Raw genomic sequence first — 17,520 nt, 5'->3', positions numbered from 1 at the left:
GCCCACGGCGCCGTACCATCTCCGTATGGCTACCGACACCCTCCCAGCACCGAGCGAAGACGCGGTACGCGCCGCGCTCGCGACGGTCAACGACCCGGAGATCCACAAGCCGATCACCGAGCTCGGCATGGTCAAATCCGTCGAGATCGCGGCGGATGGCTCGGTCGCCGTGGTGGTCTACCTCACGGTCTCCGGCTGTCCGATGCGGGACACGATCACCGGCAATGTGCGGACCGCGGTCGCCGGGGTCGAGGGTGTGACCGGAGTCACGGTCGACCTCGAGGTGATGAGCGACGAGCAGCGGCGTGAGCTGGCCGCCTCGCTGCGCGGCGGCCAGGCCGAGCGCGAGGTGCCCTTCGCCAAGCCCGGCTCGCTGACCCGGGTCTACGCGGTGGCCTCCGGCAAGGGCGGGGTCGGCAAGTCCTCGGTGACGGTCAACCTGGCCGCCGCGCTGGCCGCGGACGGGCTCAAGGTCGGCGTGGTGGACGCCGACATCTACGGCCACTCGGTGCCCCGCATGCTGGGCGCCGACGGACGGCCCACCCAGGTCGAGAACATGATCATGCCGCCGTCGGCGAACGGCGTGAAGGTCATCTCGATCGGGATGTTCACCCCGGGGAACGCCCCGGTGGTCTGGCGCGGGCCGATGCTGCACCGCGCGCTCCAGCAGTTCCTGGCCGATGTCTACTGGGGCGACCTCGATGTGCTGCTGCTCGACCTCCCCCCGGGCACCGGTGACATCGCGATCTCCGTCGCCCAGCTGGTGCCCAACGCCGAGATCCTGGTGGTGACCACTCCGCAGCAGGCCGCCGCCGAGGTCGCCGAGCGGGCCGGCGCGATCGCCGTCCAGACCCATCAGAAGATCGTCGGCGTGGTGGAGAACATGTCCGGGCTGCCCTGCCCGCACTGCGACGAGATGGTCGACGTCTTCGGCACCGGCGGTGGCCAGGTGGTCGCCGACGGACTCAGCCGGACCACCGGTACGACGGTGCCCGTGCTGGGCGCCATCCCGATCGACGTACGGCTGCGCGAGGGCGGCGACGAGGGCAAGCCGGTCGTGCTGACCGACCCCGACTCCCCGGCGGGCAGCGCGCTCAAGGCGATCGCGGGCAAGATCGGCGGGCGCCAGCGCGGCCTCGCGGGCATGTCGCTGGGCGTCACCCCGCGCAACAAGTTCTGAGCGGGCGCGCTCGGCCACGGCCCATGGCTCACGGCCTATGGCTCACGGCCTATGGCTCACGGCCACGGCCTATGGCTCAGGGGCGGTTCCCCCGGGGGAACCGCCCCTGAGCCATGGGTGCGGGCGCACCCCTACCCGTCGTAGCGGGCGATGTCCTTCACGACGGCGAAGCCCAGGCCGTAGGCGCTCATCCCGCGCCCGTACGCCCCGATGTGCACGTCCTCGTTCGCCGTACCGGCCAGCACCCAGCCGTACTCCGACTCGCGGTAGTGGAAGTCGGTCGGCACCCCGTCCACCGGGAGCGAAAGCTGTGACCAGCTCTCGCCCTCCAGATCGTCCGCCAGCTCCCAGGCGATCGCGGTCTGCTGGTCCAGCCAGTCCTGGCGCAGCGCCCGCTCCATGCGGGTCGGCCAGGTGCACGACAACAGACCGGAGCCGGCCAGCCAGGCGGCCGAGGAGACCGAGGTGGCCTCCAGCTTGCCGGTGCCGTCTGCGCTGTCCCGCCCCGGGCGGCTGGCGACGGTGACGACCACCGTGAAGCGCTGCTGTTCCATATCGGTCTCGACCCGCAGGGACGGCTCCTCGCCATGGCCGGTCGAGCCGTACTCGACGATGCCGTCCGCGGCCGCACCCACCTGCATCAGCCAGCGGGGGCCGGTGAACGCCTCGTCAAGCCCGTACCAGGGGAAGGCGGCCATCAGATAGCCGTCAACGCTCCGGCGGGCGTCGGCGGGCATCCCCTGCGCGGCCGCTGCCACCCCTCGTTCCCCTAGCCGACCCGTGGTCTCCATGTGCGCGCGGCCTCCTCGTTTGCCCTGCGTCGTGGGCGGCCCGCCCCCCTCGGGCGACCCTCACCCCGGACAAAGGGAGGATAGCCATACGGGTCAACCAGGCCGGGCATACGGGGGGATCAAGTGGCGTCGGAGTCGAAAGGCGGACGCTCCTCGCGTCCCGGCTCCTCGCGCTTGCGCAGCAGGTCAGGCGTGCTGGAGTCATCCTTGGACAGGGACAGCGGGGTAGTGCCGGAAGCCCCTGAAGAGCCCTGCGGCGGATCACTCTCCCGGCCGTGCACCGCGTCGGCGACCTCCGCCATCTCCTTGCGGAGGTCGAAGCCGTTACGGATCTCCTTCAGGCCCAGCTCATCGGAGTCCAGCACGTGCTTGCGCACGAACGTCTTGGGGTTGAGGTCCTCGAACTCGAAGTCCTTGAACTCCGGCCCCAGCTCGGAGCGGATGTCCTCCTTGGCGCTGTCGGAGAACTCCCGGATCTTCCGGATGAACTGCGTCACGTCCCGAATCACCTTCGGGAGCTTGTCCGGGCCGAAGACGAGCACCGCAAGGACAACGAGCGCGACAAGCTCGAGAGGTCCTATGTCCAACACCTTGCAGCTCCTCAAGACGTCTGGGCCCCGGCCTGGGCCACTCAATACCGTACCTGGCGGTGGGGTCGGCGCGGGAGACGGCCGGGCCAACAACGGGCGTCAGCCGCTGCTCGCCGAGCCCAGGGTCAGCTCCGCGGCCCGCTCCTTGCCGTCGCGCCTGACGGTGAGCTCGAGCCGGTCCCCGGGGCGATGGCTGCGGATCTTCACGATCAGCTCCTGGCCGCTGTGCACCCGGACGCCGTCCACCTCCGTGATCACGTCACCGGGCTCGATCCCCGCCTTGTCGCCTGGGCCGTCCTCGGTGACCGGCGCGCCGCCGCCGGCGCCCTTGGTGTTCACCCGGGCGCCGTCGCCCGTGTAGCTCATGTCGAGGGTGACGCCAATGACCGGATGGGTGGCCTTCCCGGTGTTGATCAGCTCCTCGGCGACCCGCTTGCCCTGGTTGATCGGGATGGCGAAGCCCAGGCCGATGCTGCCGCCCTGGCCGCCGCCGAGGCCCGAGCCGTCGTCGGCGGCCCGGATCGCGCTGTTGATCCCGATGACCCGCGCCTTGCGGTCGACCAGGGGGCCGCCGGAGTTGCCCGGGTTGATCGGGGCGTCGGTCTGGAGCGCGTCGACATAGCTGACGTCGCTGCCGTCCTCCTTCTCGCCGCCCGCGGTGATGGGTCGCTCCTTGGCGCTGATGATCCCGGAAGTGACCGTGCCCGCCAGGTCGAAGGGGGCCCCGATGGCCACGACGGGGTCGCCGACGCGCACCGAGTCGGAGTTGCCCAGCGGCAGCGGGGTGAGCCCGGAGACGCGGTCGACCTTGATCACCGCGAGGTCGTACCCGGCGTCCCGGCCGATCACCTCGGCCTTGGCGTCCTGGCCGCTGTTGAAGGTCACCGATATGTCGCCGTCCGCGCCGGCGGGCTGGACGACGTGGTTGTTGGTGAGGATGTGGCCCTGCTTGTCGAGCACGAAGCCGGTGCCGGTGCCCTCCTCCGCGCCGCCGCGCACATGGATGGTCACCACGCCCGGCAGCGACCTGGCGGCGATCCCGGCGACGCTGCCCGGGGACCTGGCCTCCTTCTCGACCGGGGCCTGCGGCAGCTTCACATCGACGCCCCCGGAGGCGCGGTCCCGCTCCGCGTAGGCGCCGATACCGCCGCCGAGGCACCCGGCGACCAGGGCGATCAGCAGCACGGCGATCCAGGCGCCGCGGCGGGATACGGTCTTCCGCTCGCGCTCGGCGGGTGGCGGGACCACCGTCCAGGGGTCATAGCCGCCCCACTGGGTGCCCTGGACGGGCTGCGCCATGGGGGCGCTCTGATGGCTCTGGTGGCCCTGGTGGGGCTCTCCGGGGCCCGGAGGCAGCTGGGTGCCGTGCGGCGGGGTCATCCCGGGGTGCCGCGGCAGGGGCGGGGGCGCGCTCTGGCCCGGTACGGGCCCGGCGGCGGGGGGCACGGTGGTGCCGTGGGGCGGGGTCATCCCGGGCGCCTGGGGCGCCTGGGGCGGCGTCTGGGCCATCCCGGGCGGGACGTGCGTGCCCTGCGCGGGGGTCGCCACCGGGTGCTGAACGGGCGGGGCCGGGGCCCAGGGCCCCGGGTCGCCATAGGGCGGGGTGCTGTACGGGTCGGGCTCATGCAACGGCCGGGGCGCCCGCTCCTCGGGCGCCGGGCCCTCCACGGGGGCGTCCACCGGCTCCGGCGCCGCCTGCGCGGCGGCCGCCTCCGTACGCTCCTCGGCGCCCTCCGCCGCGTCGTTCGGCCGGTCGCCGGGTCGCGCGGCGGCCGGGCGGCTCCACCACCTCGGCTTCGGCTTGGGCCCAGGGGCCCTCGGCTCGTCCATGATCTCCCTTTTTTTCAGGGCTCGGTTCGCCTCCGGGGCGCTTCAGTCGCTGTCGACGGTCGACCGTGCTCGGTCGCTCGTTCCTCGCTCCCTGCGCGCGCTCTCCCTTTCGACAGCGACGCGCCCCTTCGGCTCACTCGCCGGAAGACCCCAGCACCCCGGGCCAGAGCATTGCACCCATCCGGGGACATAACATCACCGCCTCCGGGTCGCGCTGCCCGGAGGCGATTCAATCAGGTCCGTCGGCGCTCGCGCAGGACGGACGAAAAGACCTTGTCATGATCGGCAAAGACACGGACGGCCCGAGACCGGGCACCCTGGTCGCCGTCGTACTGCTTACGCGCTGCTTCCGTACCGCTTCCGCGCTACTTCGCTACTTCGGGGGCGCGCTGACCCCGAGGTACGGCGAGCCGCCCGGCGCGGGCCCGGACGGGACCTCCAGCTGGGTCGGCCGGGGGGCCGGGGGCGTGGAGTTCGACGTCCGCAGCAGCTCCGTGACCGACAGAATCGGCTGTATCAGCGGATTCAGCGCCGCCACCGGCTGACGCAGGGACGGCGGGTACGGGGTGGCCGTCGGGGACGGGGCGACCGTGCTGGCATCCGTGGTGGCCAGCAGGCCCACCTCCTGGCGGGTGCGCTCCCGCACACCCGCGTTCACGGCGGTGTCGTCGCCCACCGGGGAGACCGCGGTGTCGGCGCCGTCGGCCGAATTGCCCGGGGGGTCGACCGCCGCGTCCAGCGGCAGGGCCGCGCCGAGCGCGAAGGCCGCCAGGGAGACCGCTCCGGCCGCCGCGAAGGCGAACCTGCGGCGCGGGGCGGGGCGCTCGACCTCATGGATCCGGAAGCCGCGCTGACGCGAGGCACGGGCCGACGCCGCCGGTGCGATCGCGGTGCCCGGGGGCATCGCGGGCACGAAGGCGAACGCCCGCTCCCGTCTCTCCTCCGGCTCCCGCACATCGCGCACCTCGCGCACGTCCCGTGAGCCGCCGCGCAGATCGCGCGGGCCGAAGACGCCCGATCCCCCGAAGGGGGAGCCACCCATACCGTCGTCGCCGCCCGTGGCCGGCAGGCCCTGGAGGCGGGCCAGAAAGCCCTCCGACGGTGCCGGGGGCGCCGTCTGGGCGAACACGTTTTTCAGCCGACGCTGAGCATCGGCCTCCGCCTTGCACTTGCAGCAGGTGGCGAGATGGGCGAGGACGCGCTCCCGCGCGTCATGCCCCAGCTCACCGTCGACCAGAGCCGCAAGGCGGTCGCCGAGATGCTGCTCGGCGGGGGACGGACCGCCTGATCGGGTCACGCGATTCCGACCTCCCCGCTCAGCCGGGGGGCCGTGACACCCGGCGCCACCGCGGCGACCTCATGCTGCTGCCCGGTCCGCGCCGCGGGGGCGCGGTGCTGAAGCGCCTTGCGCAGATGCGAGCGGCCGCGGTGGATACGGCTGCGCACGGTGCCCAGCTTGACGCCCAGGGTGGCCGCGATCTCCTCGTACGACAGCCCCTCGATGTCACAGAGCACCACGGCGGCGCGGAACTCCGGGGCGAGGGTGTCCAGCGCCTGCTGCACATCCGCGTCGAAGTGGGTGTCGTTGAAGTGCTGCTGGGGAGAGGGCTCGCGGCTGGGGAGCCGCTCCGCCGCGTCCTCGCCGAGCGCGTCGAAGCGGATGCGCTGCCGGCGGCGGACCATGTCGAGGAAGAGATTGGTGGTGATGCGGTGCAGCCAGCCCTCGAAGGTGCCCGGGGTGTACGTCGACAGCGAGCGGAAGACGCGGACGAACACTTCCTGGGTGAGATCCTCGGCATCGTGCTGGTTACCGGTGAGCCGGTAGGCGAGGCGGTAGACCCGTGCGCTGTGAGTGCTGACGATCTCCTCCCAGGTAGGAGGCGTCCACGCCGCGTCCGCATCCGTGGCGAAGGTCGCGGTGGTGGCGGACTCGGCGAGGGGCGCACCTCCCGTGCCCTTCGGGCTACGGGGGTGAGAACGGTCAGCGGTGTTGGTCACGGATTTCGGCTCGCCCACTGACCTGCGAAAGCGCTTCAGCACTCTCCGGTCACCGGCCGCAGCCGCACCTCCCCTGTCGGCTCTGGTGGTGTCCAGTAGAGCCCCTACCATATCCACCTCGCCCGTTAGCTCCGGATAAGCATTTTTGACCTGCATTTGGTCGTGATCCATACGCTCCCCCCGGCTTCTACAACGCCTGGTCCCATCTGCGGGTTCCCGTGCGCAGCGGATACAGTCACCGTTGCGCCAACTACGGGGACAGGAGAGGGTCATTACCGGCAACCGGCAGACGAGCTGGGCGTTCGCCGACGCGTTCGTCGCCGAGGACGAAGCCCTTCACTGGGCCCGTGACCGGGCCCGGGAAGCAGGGCTGCGCTCGGTGTCGGCGGGCACCGGCGCCGCGCTGCGGCTGCTCGCTGCCACCGCCGACGCCAAGGTCGTCGCCGAGATCGGCACCGGGACGGGCGTCTCCGGGATCCACCTGCTGCGCGGAATGCGCCCGGACGGCGTGCTGACCACCGTGGACACCGAACCGGAGATGCAGCAGTTCGCCCGGCAGGCGTTCCGCGCGGCCGGGTTCACCGGGAACCGGGCGCGCTTCATCCCCGGCCGCGCCCTCGACGTCCTGCCCCGGCTGGCCGACGGCGGATACGACCTGGTCTTCTGCGACGGCGACCGGCTGGAGTGCCTGGACTACCTCGCCGAATCGTTGCGGCTGCTGCGGCCGGGCGGGCTGGTCTGCTTCGAGGGGGTCTTCACCAACGGGCGGACCGTGGACTCCGCGGCCCAGCCCACGGAGGTGCTGCGGGTGCGCGAGCTGCTGCGGACCGTACGGGAGTCCACCGTGCTCCAGTCGTCCCTGCTGCCGGTCGGCGACGGCCTGCTCTGCGCGGTCAAGCGGGGCTGAGCCCCACGGCCGGACGGGGCTGAATCCCCACGGCCCGAGCGGTCGGCGACGGCCCGAACGGCCGGGAATAGCTTGAACGGTCGGGAACGGACGGGACGGCCAGGAATAGCCGGGAACGGCCCGAGCGGTCGCGAACGGCCCGAACCGCCGGGAGCGACCGTCCCCCGTCTCCGGCGGAACCCCGTACAAGCGCTGCCCCGGCGGTCGGTACCTGACGTACCGGCCGCCGGGGCAGCGCGCGGGTGATGGTGGGTCGCAAGCCGTCAGCCGACAACCTTCTTCAGGGCATCGCCGAGGGCGTCGGCCTCGTCCGGTGTCAGCTCGACGACGAGCCGACCGCCGCCTTCGAGCGGAACGCGCATGACGATGCCCCGCCCCTCCTTGGTCACCTCGAGCGGGCCGTCGCCCGTCCGCGGCTTCATGGCCGCCATGCTCGTTCCCCTTCCTGAAACCAGCTCATCGCAGCCGACAACCCAGGTGTCACCGGCATCGAACACGTTGCTTCCCCCTCATTATCCCGCATGGCACGACCCGATGACCAACATCGGTCGGCAACGCCTGTGCGAGGCGTTCCCCCAAAACCACCCAATTCGGGGAGGCGATCGCGGTAGCGTACGCCCGCCGTCACCGAACGAAGGGTCGGTTCTTTGACGCAGGTCACATGTCGGTCGGTCATGATCTCCGGCATGCTGTGCGCTGACCGCCGCGGCGGGCCCCCTTCCGGGCCCGCCGGTGCGGCCGCAGCCCGAGCCGCCCACCCGCTTCGCCCCACCGCCGGAGGACCGCCATGGCCGACGCCGTGCTCTACGACCTCACCGAGGGTCTCGCCACGATCACGCTGAATCGTCCCGACGCGATGAACGCCCTGAACATCGACACCAAGGAGGCGCTGCGCGACGCGCTGCTGGAGGCCGCGGAGAGCCCGGCGGTACGGGCCGTGCTGCTCACCGGCTCCGGGCCGCGCGCCTTCTGCGTCGGCCAGGACCTCAAGGAGCACATCGGCCTGCTGGGCGCCGACCGCGACGGCAGCGGCGAGGGCTCGACCATGAGCACGGTGGCGCTGCACTACAACCCGATCGTCACCGCGATCGCCGGGATGCCGAAGCCGGTGGTCGCCGCGGTCAACGGCGTCGCGGCGGGCGCCGGGGCGGGCTTCGCCTTCGCCGCCGACTACCGGATCGTCGCCGACACCGCCTCCTTCAACACCTCCTTCGCCGGGGTCGCGCTGACCGCCGACTCGGGGGTCTCCTGGACCCTTCAGCGGCTGATCGGCTACGGCCGGGCGGCGGATCTGCTGCTCTTCCCGCGCACCATCGACGCCCAGGAGGCGCTCGGCCTGGGCATCGCCCACCGGGTGGTCCCGGCCGACGAGCTGGCCTCCGAGGCGGCGGCGGTCGCCCGGCGGCTGGCCGAGGGCCCCACCGCGGCCTATGCGGCGATCAAGGAGTCCTTGGCCTTCGCCGCGGGCCACACCCTCACCGAGGCCCTGGCCATGGAGGACGAGTTGCAGCGCCGCGCGGGGGCCTCGGACGACCACGCCATCGCGGTGAACGCGTTCGTGAACAAGGAGAAGCCGAGGTTCACCGGCCGCTGACGGGCCCCCGACCCGGCCATCGGCGGCTGGGAGCCGGGGGCCAGGCGCTAGGCGCCGGGGCCGGGGGCCGGGCGCCGGGGGCCGGGCGCCGGGCGCCGGGCGCCGGGCGCCGGGGGCCAGGGCGCTCAGACCGCGTCGCGGATGTGGCAGTCGGCCAGGTGGTCGTTGACCAGGCCGCATGCCTGCATCAGCGCGTAGGCCGTAGTGGGGCCGACGAAGCGGAAGCCGTGCTTCTTGAGGTCGCGGCTGAGGGCCGTGGACTCCGGGGTGATCGCGGGGACATCGGCGAAGGTCCGCGGGGCCGGGCGGCCGTCGGAGGCCGGGGCGTGGGACCAGATGAGCTCGCTCAGCTCACCGGGGGCCAGGGCCGCCGCGGCGCGGGCGTTGGCGATCGTGGCGGCGATCTTGGCGCGGTTGCGGATGATGCCGGGGTCGGCGAGCAGCCGCTCCTCGTCGGCCTCGGTGAACTCCGCGACCTTCTTGATCGAGAAGTCGGCGAAGGCGGCCCGGAACCCCTCCCGGCGGCGCAGGATCGTCAGCCAGGACAGCCCGGACTGGAACGCCTCCAGGGAGACCCGCTCGTAGAGCGCGTCATCGCCGTGGACCGGACGGCCCCACTCCGTGTCGTGGTAGACGCGGTAGTCGGCCATGGACTCGCTCTCCAGGCCCCAGGGACAGCGCGGCAGACCGTCCGGCCCCTCGACCACACCCTGCTCGCTCATGCGCCATGCCCTTCGTAACCGCGGCCCTCGAAGCCGTTTCCGTCAAAGCCGCGCCGCCCGAAGGCGTCGAAGCCCCTGCCCTCGAAGCCGTCCTCCTCGAAACCGCCGTCCTCGAAATGGCGCCGCTCGGGGCCGGGGCCAGGGCCGGGGCCCTCGAGGACGCCCGGCCCGAAGCCATGGTCGCTCTCCGGGGCCGACAGCGGATCGGGGCCGGGCCCGGAGGGCGACAACGGCTTCGGGCGCGGACCGGCGAGCGCCGTCTCCAGCTCGGCGATCCGGGCGTCGCGCTCGGCGAGCTCGGCGCCGAGGCGGCCCAGCACATCGTCCACGTCCGCCATCCGGTAGCCCCGCAGCGTCATGGGGAGCCGCAGCGACTCCACATCGGCGCGCCCCAGCGGCCGGTCGGCGGGCAGCGGATCGTCCAGCCGGTCCGGGGGCGCGTCGGTGAGCGGGCCATCACCGCCGCCGACGACGGCGAGCGTGACCCCGCCGACCACAACGACCAGCGCGATCAGCAAGAACAAGAACACGGTGATCGTCTCCCCGTCAGATGCATGGTTGAGTCTGTGTCCGTCGGCCTCGATAACTGTCTGCCCCGATCGTGCCATGCCCCTCGGACAGTTATCGTCGCTGCCCGCAACCTGGAAGAAGACGTGAGGGAAGTTCGATGCTGCGGCTGGGACGACGTGAGTTCGGCGAAGACGACCGGGTGATCATGGCGATCGTGAACCGGACGCCGGATTCCTTCTACGACCAGGGTGCGACCTTCAGCGACGAGCCCGCCCTGGCCCGGGTGGAGCAGGCGGTCGCGGACGGCGCCGCGATCATCGACGTCGGCGGCGTCAAGGCCGGTCCGGGCGACGAGGTGAGCGCCGAGGAGGAGGCGCGCCGCACGGTGGGCTTCGTGGCCGAGGTGCGCAGGCGCCATCCGGACGTGGTGATCAGCGTGGACACCTGGCGCCATGAGGTCGGCGAGGCGGTCTGCGCCGCGGGCGCGGACGTACTCAACGACGCCTGGGGCGGGGTCGACCCCAAGCTGGCCGAGGTCGCCGCCCGGTACGGCGCCGGGCTGGTGTGCACCCACGCGGGCGGGGCCCGGCCGCGCACCCGCCCGCATCGGATCGGCTACGACGATGTGGTGGAGGACATCCTGCGGGTCACCCTGGAGCTCGCGGAGCGCGCCGTCGAACTGGGGGTGCGGCGCGACGGGATCATGATCGACCCGGGCCATGACTTCGGTAAGAACACCCGCCACTCACTGGAGGCGACGCGCCGGCTGGGCGAGCTGACGGAGACCGGCTGGCCGGTCCTGGTCTCGCTGTCCAACAAGGACTTCGTCGGCGAGAGCCTGGACCGGCCGGTCAAGGAGCGGCTGATCGGCACGCTCGCGACGACCGCCGTATCGGCCTGGCTGGGGGCCCGGATCTACCGGGTGCACGAGGTGGCGGAGACCCGCCAGGTGCTGGACATGGTGTCGTCCATCGCGGGCCACCGGCCCCCGGCGGTCGCCCGCCGGGGACTGGCCTGAGCGGGCCGTTGAGGAGACGCCGCTCGCGGTCAGGGGCCGGACTCCTTGGTCACCAGGTCGATCACCTCGTCGATGTCATCGGTGAGGTGGAACAGGTCCAGGTCGTGCGGGGACGCCTTGCCCTCGGCGATGAGGGTGTTGGTGAGCCAGTCGACGAGGCCCTTCCAGTAGGCGCTGCCGAAGAGAACGATCGGGAAGCGGGTGACCTTCTTGGTCTGGACGAGGGTGAGCGCCTCGAAGCACTCGTCGAGCGTGCCGAGCCCGCCGGGCAGCACCACGAACCCCTGGGCGTACTTCACGAACATCGTTTTTCGCACGAAGAAGTAGCGGAAGTTGACCCCGATGTCGACGTACGGGTTCAGGCCCTGCTCGTACGGCAGCTCGATGCCCAGGCCGACCGAGACGCCGCCCGCCTCGGTCGCACCGCGGTTGGCCGCCTCCATCGCGCCGGGGCCGCCGCCGGTGATCACCCCGAAGCCCGCCTCCGCGAGGGCCCGGCCGATCCGCACCCCCGCCTCGTACTCCGGGGACCCCTCGGGCGTACGGGCCGAACCGAACACGCTGATCGCCCGGCCCAGCTCCGCCAGGGTGCCGAAGCCTTCGACGAACTCCGACTGGATGCGCATCACCCGGAACGGGTCCTCGTGCACCCAGTGGGTCGCCCCCTGGGTGTCCAGGAGCCGCTGGTCGGTCGTCTCGGGCCGCATCTGATGGCGGCGGCGCACGACCGGGCCCAGACGCTGCTCCCGCAGCGCTCGCTCTTCTTCGGCGTTGCCCACTGAGTGCTCCCTTCGCCAAGACCAAGATCTGGTCAAAGATCTGTGCTTCAGGGTAGGCCCCTTGGAGGGCATACAGCCGAAATCCGGGCCACGCTCACCCACCGAACCGCTGATCACACAGGGCAGCTACGGGGCACCCGGCGCGTCTGTCCCCTCCCCGCCCCTTCCCACCACCAGGAGCTCCGCCCCTGAACCCCGAGGCCGAACCCCCGAGCCCCCGAACCCCGGGACGGAGCCCCTGCAACGGGGCGAAGCCGCATAGCGGATGCCGCGGGGAGGAGGGGAGTAACAGAGCCCCGGCCCGGGGGCTGGGGCGAAGTCCCGGCTTCGGGGTCCGGGGCGGACCCCGGTCTCGGGGGCCCGGGCCGAGCCCGGCCCCGAGGGGGCTGGGGCGGGCCCCCGTCTCGGAGTCCAGGACGGGCCCCGGTCTCGGGGTCCGAGGCGGGCCACGGTCTCGGAGTCTGGATCGGAGCACAGTCCGGGGCCTGGGGCGGAGCTCCGTTTCGGGACCCGGGCGAAGCCCCGGCATCGGGGGCCGGGGCCGAGCCCGGCCCCGAGGGGCTGGGGCGGAGCCCCGATCTCGGAGTCCGGATCGGAGCACACTCCGGGGCCTGGGGCGGAACTCCGTTTCGGGACCCGGGCGAAGCCCCGGCATCGGGGGCCGGGGCCGAGCCCGGCCCCGAGGGGGCTGGGGCGGAGCCCCGGTCTCGGGGGCCGAGGCGGGCCCCGATCCCGGAATCCGGATCGGAGCACACTCCGGGGCCTGGGGCGGAGCTCCGTTTCGGGACCCGGGCGAAGCCCCGGCATCGGGGGCCGGGGCCGAGCCCGGCCCCGGGGGCTGGGGCGGAGCCCCGGTCTCGGGGTCCGGGGCGGGGCACCGGTTTCGGGAAGGGGCGGGGAGGGGAGCAGCCCGCCGCAGGCGGTGCGGGCCGTCGGGCGCCGCCTAGCTGGTCAGCCAGGCCCGCAAGCGCTCCTCGGCCTCCAGGACGGCGGCGACCGGAACGTGCTCCTCGCGGGTGTGGGCCAGCTTCGGATCGCCGGGGCCGTAGTTCACGGCGGGCACGCCGAGCGCCGAGAAGCGGGCCACGTCGGTCCAGGCGTCCTTGGGCGCCACCTCCACCCCGAGCGTCGCCACGAGAGCGGCGGCCGACGGATGGGCGAGACCGGGCAGGGCACCGGGCGCGCTGTCGGTGAGCTCGACCTCGAAGCCGGTGAAGACCTCGCGGACATGCGCGAGCGCCTCGTCCTCGGAGCGGTCGGGGGCGAAGCGGAAGTTCACCGTCACCGTGCAGAAGTCGGGGATGACATTGGTCGCGTGGCCGCCCTCGATCGTCACGGCGTTAAGGCCCTCGCGGTAGGTGAGCCCGTCGATCTCCGCCCGCCGGGGCATATAACCGGCCAGCCGGTCCAGGATCGGCGCCGCCTTGTGGATGGCGTTCTCGCCGAGCCAGCTGCGCGCGGAGTGGGCGCGCCGCCCCTGGGTGCTCACCCGTACCCGCAGCGTGCCCTGGCAGCCGCCCTCGACCTTGCCGTCGGTGGGCTCCAGCAGCACGGCGAAGTCCCCGGCCAGCCACTCGGGGTGGTTCCTGGCCAGCCGCCCCAGCCCGTTGAGCTCGGCGGCGACCTCCTCGTGGTCGTAGAAGACGAAGGTGAGGTCGCGGTTGGGCGCGGGCACGGTGGCGGCCATGCGCAGCTGTACGGCGACGCCGGACTTCATGTCGGAGGTGCCGCAGCCCCACAGCACGCCGTCGTCGTCGAGGCGCGAGGGCACGTTGTCGGCGATCGGCACGGTGTCCAGATGGCCCGCCAGCACGACCCGCTCGTCCCGGCCCAGGTTCGTGCGGGCCACGACGGCGTCCCCGTCCCGGTCGACGGTCAGCTGGGGCAGGGCCCGCAGGGCCTGCTCCACGGCGTCGGCGAGCGCCTTCTCCTCACCGCTGACCGAGGGGAAGTCGACGAGCCGGGCGGTGAGCCGGGCCGCGTCCAGGGACAGGTCGAGTGCTGGGTGTGCCATACCCGCGACCCTAGCCGGTCGGCCCGCGCGCCCGGCGCCCCCTGCCCAATGCCCCCTCCCCCCCCCGGCCCCGGGAGCGGCCCCCGGCCCCGGCCCCGGCCGCCGGTGCCGCGAACGTGGTGTTCCCCACCCCGCGCCCGGGAACCGGAAACAGGCCGCGTGAGGCTCCAGTACCGTGTGGCCCGTGCCCCTGTCCGTCTTCTCCCACCGCGCCCGGCTGCTGCGGGCCGCGGTCGCCTGTGCCGTACTGCTGGGCCTGGCCGGATATCTGGCGGCGCAGCTGGTGACGGGCGGTGTGGGACCGCCGCGCTGTGTCGTACGGGCGGGCGGCGTCCAAGTGCGGCTCTCCCCCGAACAGACCGTGAACGCCGCCACGATCGAGGCCGTGGCCGCCTCCCGCGGACTGCCCGAGCGGGCCGTCACCATCGCGCTGGCCACCGCCCTCCAGGAGTCGGGGCTGCGCAACATCCGCCACGGCGACCGGGATTCGCAGGGGCTGTTCCAGCAACGCCCCTCCCAGGGCTGGGGAAGTGTGCGGCAGATCCGCGATCCGGTCTACGCCGCCGGGCAGTTCTACGACGACCTGGTGCGGATGCCCGGCTATTCGCGGCTGCCGCTGACGGTGGCGGCGCAGCGGGTGCAGCGCAGCGGCTTCCCGCAGGCGTACGCGAAGCACGAGACCGAGGCGGTGGTGCTGACCGGCGCGCTCACCGGGCGCTCCGGGGCGGCCCTCAGCTGCCCGGGGCCGCCGGACGACGGCGAGGCGGGCGATCCGGTGCGGGTACGGGCGGCGCTGAAGCGGGAGTTCGGCCCGGAGACGGAGGCGCGACCGGCCCTGGCCGGGCACGGCGGCGGTCAGCAGGCCGCCCCCTCGCCGCACACGGTGCTGGTTCCGGTGCCCAAGGCGGCGGCCCCGGGACGCGCCGGGCAGCGCGGCTGGGAGGTCGCGCACTGGGCGGTGGCCCACTCGGACGAGTTGCGCATCGAACGTGTCTCTTACGGCAAGCACGAATGGAACGCGCGGAATTCCGGGGCGGGTTGGCGTCCGGCCAAGGGGATTCCCGGGGCGGAAGTACGGATCGACACCATGCGATAGCGCATGGAATCACCGCAGTTCAGAGGGGCTGATGGTGGATTGTGTGGTGCGTAGGGCGGAATGGCCCGGGCGTATTACGCGCAGAAACGGATAATGCGACGCATTGCCAACTCTTTGCCTTGGGGCACCGCAACCTTCGCGAGGTTCACGCGGTATTCACAGCGTCCGAATCGCCGGACACAGACGCCAATTGTCCCCTCGTCAAAGGAGCACTATGTCCCTCCCTCTCACCCGTCGGATCGCCCGCACGGCGCTACTGGTCGCGGCGAGCGCGGCTCCCGTCGTCGGTGCGGTCGGCGCCGCGAGTGCGGCGGAGCCGGCCCAGCCGCAGTCCTCCAACCTGGGGCTGTCCTCGCTGGACACCGCCTCGGTCGGTGAGGTGGCCGACGTCGCCTCGCAGCAGGTCGGGAGCACGGCGGGTGAAGTCAGCGGCAAGGCCGGCGGGACCGTCAAGGGGATCCTGCGGGGCAGGGCCGCCCCGGCGAACGTGACCCCGGCCAAGCCCGCGAAGCCCGCTGATGCTGCGAAGCCCGCCAATCCCGCCAATTCCGCAAAGCCCGCGCAGACCGCGAAGTCCGCGCAGACCGCGAAGCCCGCCAAGGGCGTGAAGGCCGCCAAGTCCCACAAGGCCGCCAAGAGCGCCCCGGTCAGGGCGGCCCACGCCAAGGCCGCCGGTAAGGGCGAGGGCCGGGCCCTCGGGCACGGGAAGGGCAAGGGTGGCGCCCACGCCAAGGGCAAGGGCAAGGCGGTGCGGCCCGCACGGCCCGCCCCGGCCGCCGCCCCGCAGGCCCCCGCGCCCAGCGCCCCGCAGAGCCCGGACCTCCCGGTCAGGGGCCTGCCGATCCAGGGCCTGCCGCTGCTCGGCTGATCGTCGGCCCGGACGTCCGAAGGGGCCCGGGGAGTTCTCGTACTCCCCGGGCCTCTTCGGACCCATCAGCCCGCGGCGGGGTACCCGGCGGGTCGCGCGGCGGAGCCGCACAGCGATGCTCTCCCCTCCCCGCTACCAGGAGCTCCGCCCCTGGCCCCCGGGCCCGGGGCGGAGTCCCGGTTGTGGGGTCTGGGGCGGAGCCCCAGTTGTGGGAAGGGGTGGGGAGGGGAGCAGCCCGCCGCAGGCGGCGCGACTCGTGGGGCACCCCAGGCGGCTTCCCGTTCTCAGCCCCCCAGCCGGCGGACCGCCGCCTCCACGCGCTCGTCGGTCGCCGTGAACGCGACCCGGACGTGCCGCTCCCCCGCCGCGCCGTAGAACTCGCCCGGCGCCACCAGGATGCCCAGTTCGGCGAGGGCGCCCACGGTGTCCCAGCAGGGCTCGTCCCGCGTCGCCCACAGGTACAGCGACGCCTCGCTGTGCTCGATGCGGAAGCCGTGGCCCGCCAGCGCCGTCCGCAGCGCGGCCCGGCGCCGCTCGTAGCGCTCGCGCTGCTCCGTCACATGCTTGTCGTCGCCGAGCGCCGCGGCCGTGGCGGCCTGCACCGGTGCGGGGACCATCATCCCGCCGTGCTTGCGGATCTTCAGCAGTTCGCCGAGCACCGCCTCGTCACCGGCGAGGAAGGCCGCCCGGTAGCCCGCCAGATTGGACCGCTTGGAGAGCGAGTGGACCGCCACCAGCCCCTCGAAGGAGCCGCCGGAGATCTCCGGGTGGAGCACGGAGACCGGATCGGCCTCCCAGCCCAGCTCCAGATAGCACTCGTCGCTGACCACCAGCACCCCGTGGGCACGGGCCCAGGCGACCGCGGTGCGCAGCTCGTCCTTGGACAGCACCTGGCCGGTGGGGTTGGACGGGGAGTTGAGCCACAGCAGCTTCAGCCCGGCCGGGTCGAGCTCCGTGGGCTCGTCGTACGGCACCGGCTCGGCGCCCGCCAGCCGCGCGCCCACTTCGTACGTCGGGTAGGCGAGCCGCGGGAAGGCGACCCGGTCGCCGGGGCCGAGGCCCAGCTGCGCCGGCAGCGAGGCCACCAGCTCCTTGGAGCCGACCACCGGCAGCACCTGGGTGTGGGTCACCCCGGCCGCGCCCAGCCGCCGCTCCACCCAGCCGGTGAGGGCGTCACGCAGCGCGGCCGTGCCCCAGACGGTCGGATAGCCGGGGCTGTCCGAGGCGTCGGCGAGCGCCGCGCGAATCAGCTCGGGGACCGGGTCGACGGGGGTGCCCACCGAGAGGTCGACAATGCCGTCGGGGTGGGCCGCGGCGGTCGCCTTGTACGGTTCGAGCCGGTCCCAGGGGAAGACCGGGAGGCGGGCGGAGACGGGTGGCACGGGGTGGCTCGCTTTCTTCGGAACTGCCCGGGCCGTGGGGGCCCGGGAAAACCCGCGGGAGCGCGGGGGAAACCCGCGGTAACGCCGACGGAACCCGCGGGAGCGCCGACGGAACCCGCAAAGCGCCAGCGAAACCCGCGGGAGCGCCCGCGAGGTCCACGGGAGCGCCCGCGAGGCCCGGAAAACAGCCCGGTCCCGCAGGCCACAAGGCCATACGGGACCGCCGACTGCTTCCGGGCGA

17 protein-coding genes are annotated in these 17,520 nt (G+C 73.1%); 6 read left to right on the top strand and 11 right to left on the bottom strand.

The genetic code is table 11. From position 1 onward, the window contains the following. The first annotated feature begins 25 nt into the window (after nucleotides 1–25). Nucleotides 26–1,180: an Mrp/NBP35 family ATP-binding protein gene (locus ACJX2R_RS33365; RefSeq protein WP_138913950.1), complete on the top strand. Its 1,155-nt coding sequence runs from the start codon at nucleotides 26–28 to the stop codon at nucleotides 1,178–1,180. Nucleotides 1,181–1,311: 131 nt separating this feature from the next. Here the strand turns inward: ACJX2R_RS33365 and ACJX2R_RS33360 are convergent, their stop codons facing one another. The 5 genes from ACJX2R_RS33360 to sigE form a co-directional block, all read right to left on the bottom strand. Further along, nucleotides 1,312–1,971, bottom strand: a complete 660-nt coding sequence (locus ACJX2R_RS33360; RefSeq protein WP_262703598.1) for a hypothetical protein — start codon at nucleotides 1,969–1,971, stop codon at nucleotides 1,312–1,314. Between the two features lie 119 nt (nucleotides 1,972–2,090). Beyond that, the gene (locus ACJX2R_RS33355) at nucleotides 2,091–2,561 is read right to left on the bottom strand and encodes a sec-independent translocase (RefSeq protein ID WP_037952227.1); all 471 of its coding nucleotides are present in this window, start codon (nucleotides 2,559–2,561) and stop codon (nucleotides 2,091–2,093) included. A gap of 99 nt (nucleotides 2,562–2,660) precedes the next feature. Then, nucleotides 2,661–4,391, bottom strand: a complete 1,731-nt coding sequence (locus tag ACJX2R_RS33350) for a trypsin-like peptidase domain-containing protein (RefSeq protein WP_413103150.1) — start codon at nucleotides 4,389–4,391, stop codon at nucleotides 2,661–2,663. A 373-nt stretch (nucleotides 4,392–4,764) separates the two neighbouring features. Then, nucleotides 4,765–5,688, bottom strand: coding sequence for an anti-sigma factor family protein (locus ACJX2R_RS33345; protein WP_413103149.1), 924 nt, complete (start codon nucleotides 5,686–5,688; stop codon nucleotides 4,765–4,767). Beyond that, entirely contained in the window at nucleotides 5,685–6,500 is an 816-nt protein-coding gene (gene sigE / locus ACJX2R_RS33340; RefSeq protein WP_262703594.1) for an RNA polymerase sigma factor SigE, read from the bottom strand. Before sigE ends, ACJX2R_RS33345 begins: the two co-directional genes overlap by 4 nt. A 130-nt stretch (nucleotides 6,501–6,630) precedes the next feature. On the opposite strand from sigE, the gene ACJX2R_RS33335 reads away from it, so the two are divergent. Continuing rightward, a complete protein-coding gene (locus ACJX2R_RS33335; RefSeq protein WP_137979415.1) occupies nucleotides 6,631–7,296 on the top strand; it encodes an O-methyltransferase in 666 nt (221 codons plus the stop codon). Between the two features lie 263 nt (nucleotides 7,297–7,559). Here the strand turns inward: ACJX2R_RS33335 and ACJX2R_RS33330 are convergent, their stop codons facing one another. Next, a complete protein-coding gene (locus ACJX2R_RS33330; RefSeq protein WP_003966491.1) occupies nucleotides 7,560–7,727 on the bottom strand; it encodes a DUF3117 domain-containing protein in 168 nt (55 codons plus the stop codon). Nucleotides 7,728–8,083: 356 nt separating this feature from the next. Here ACJX2R_RS33330 and ACJX2R_RS33325 point away from each other — a divergent pair, with 356 nt between their 5' ends. Next, entirely contained in the window at nucleotides 8,084–8,890 is an 807-nt protein-coding gene (locus ACJX2R_RS33325) for an enoyl-CoA hydratase-related protein (RefSeq protein WP_413103148.1), read from the top strand. Between the two features lie 125 nt (nucleotides 8,891–9,015). Here ACJX2R_RS33325 and ACJX2R_RS33320 read toward each other — a convergent pair whose 3' ends face one another. Further along, nucleotides 9,016–9,612 (bottom strand): DNA-3-methyladenine glycosylase I, encoded by a 597-nt coding sequence (locus ACJX2R_RS33320; RefSeq protein ID WP_413103147.1) that lies wholly within the window; start codon nucleotides 9,610–9,612, stop codon nucleotides 9,016–9,018. Further along, nucleotides 9,609–10,142: a DivIVA domain-containing protein gene (locus ACJX2R_RS33315; RefSeq protein ID WP_413103146.1), complete on the bottom strand. Its 534-nt coding sequence runs from the start codon at nucleotides 10,140–10,142 to the stop codon at nucleotides 9,609–9,611. The genes ACJX2R_RS33320 and ACJX2R_RS33315 overlap by 4 nt, the downstream gene beginning before the upstream one ends. 137 nt (nucleotides 10,143–10,279) lie before the next feature. Between ACJX2R_RS33315 and folP the strand changes: the two genes are divergently transcribed. Then, nucleotides 10,280–11,140, top strand: a complete 861-nt coding sequence (gene folP / locus ACJX2R_RS33310; RefSeq protein WP_413103145.1) for a dihydropteroate synthase — start codon at nucleotides 10,280–10,282, stop codon at nucleotides 11,138–11,140. A gap of 29 nt (nucleotides 11,141–11,169) precedes the next feature. Here folP and ACJX2R_RS33305 read toward each other — a convergent pair whose 3' ends face one another. Beyond that, nucleotides 11,170–11,919 carry a TIGR00730 family Rossman fold protein gene (locus tag ACJX2R_RS33305; RefSeq protein ID WP_020868627.1) on the bottom strand — a complete coding sequence of 250 codons (750 nt, stop codon included), beginning with the start codon at nucleotides 11,917–11,919 and terminating at the stop codon, nucleotides 11,170–11,172. 943 nt (nucleotides 11,920–12,862) lie between these two features. Then, nucleotides 12,863–13,933 (bottom strand): succinyl-diaminopimelate desuccinylase, encoded by a 1,071-nt coding sequence (dapE, locus tag ACJX2R_RS33300; RefSeq protein ID WP_413103144.1) that lies wholly within the window; start codon nucleotides 13,931–13,933, stop codon nucleotides 12,863–12,865. 175 nt (nucleotides 13,934–14,108) lie between these two features. On the opposite strand from dapE, the gene ACJX2R_RS33295 reads away from it, so the two are divergent. Continuing rightward, nucleotides 14,109–15,029, top strand: a complete 921-nt coding sequence (locus ACJX2R_RS33295; RefSeq protein ID WP_413103143.1) for a hypothetical protein — start codon at nucleotides 14,109–14,111, stop codon at nucleotides 15,027–15,029. A gap of 214 nt (nucleotides 15,030–15,243) precedes the next feature. After that, nucleotides 15,244–15,897 (top strand): hypothetical protein, encoded by a 654-nt coding sequence (locus ACJX2R_RS33290; protein WP_413103142.1) that lies wholly within the window; start codon nucleotides 15,244–15,246, stop codon nucleotides 15,895–15,897. Between the two features lie 284 nt (nucleotides 15,898–16,181). Here ACJX2R_RS33290 and dapC read toward each other — a convergent pair whose 3' ends face one another. Beyond that, a complete protein-coding gene (gene dapC, locus ACJX2R_RS33285; protein ID WP_413103141.1) occupies nucleotides 16,182–17,279 on the bottom strand; it encodes a succinyldiaminopimelate transaminase in 1,098 nt (365 codons plus the stop codon). Between the last annotated feature and the right edge of the window lie 241 nt (nucleotides 17,280–17,520).

The sequence above is a fragment of the Streptomyces sp. Inha503 genome (assembly GCF_047215865.1).
GTDB lineage: Bacteria > Actinomycetota > Actinomycetes > Streptomycetales > Streptomycetaceae > Streptomyces > Streptomyces lycopersici.
This window is presented reverse-complemented; position numbering and strand designations above follow the sequence as displayed.

Coding starts and splice junctions, on each gene's coding strand:
- ACJX2R_RS33330 (WP_003966491.1), bottom strand. CDS start 7,727: ATGGCGGCCATGAAGCCGCGGACGGGCGACGGCCCGCTCGAGGTGACC.
- folP (WP_413103145.1), top strand. CDS start 10,280: ATGCTGCGGCTGGGACGACGTGAGTTCGGCGAAGACGACCGGGTGATC.
- sigE (WP_262703594.1), bottom strand. CDS start 6,500: ATGGTAGGGGCTCTACTGGACACCACCAGAGCCGACAGGGGAGGTGCG.
- ACJX2R_RS33365 (WP_138913950.1), top strand. CDS start 26: ATGGCTACCGACACCCTCCCAGCACCGAGCGAAGACGCGGTACGCGCC.
- ACJX2R_RS33325 (WP_413103148.1), top strand. CDS start 8,084: ATGGCCGACGCCGTGCTCTACGACCTCACCGAGGGTCTCGCCACGATC.
- dapE (WP_413103144.1), bottom strand. CDS start 13,933: ATGGCACACCCAGCACTCGACCTGTCCCTGGACGCGGCCCGGCTCACC.
- ACJX2R_RS33360 (WP_262703598.1), bottom strand. CDS start 1,971: ATGGAGACCACGGGTCGGCTAGGGGAACGAGGGGTGGCAGCGGCCGCG.
- ACJX2R_RS33350 (WP_413103150.1), bottom strand. CDS start 4,391: ATGGACGAGCCGAGGGCCCCTGGGCCCAAGCCGAAGCCGAGGTGGTGG.
- ACJX2R_RS33290 (WP_413103142.1), top strand. CDS start 15,244: ATGTCCCTCCCTCTCACCCGTCGGATCGCCCGCACGGCGCTACTGGTC.
- ACJX2R_RS33320 (WP_413103147.1), bottom strand. CDS start 9,612: ATGAGCGAGCAGGGTGTGGTCGAGGGGCCGGACGGTCTGCCGCGCTGT.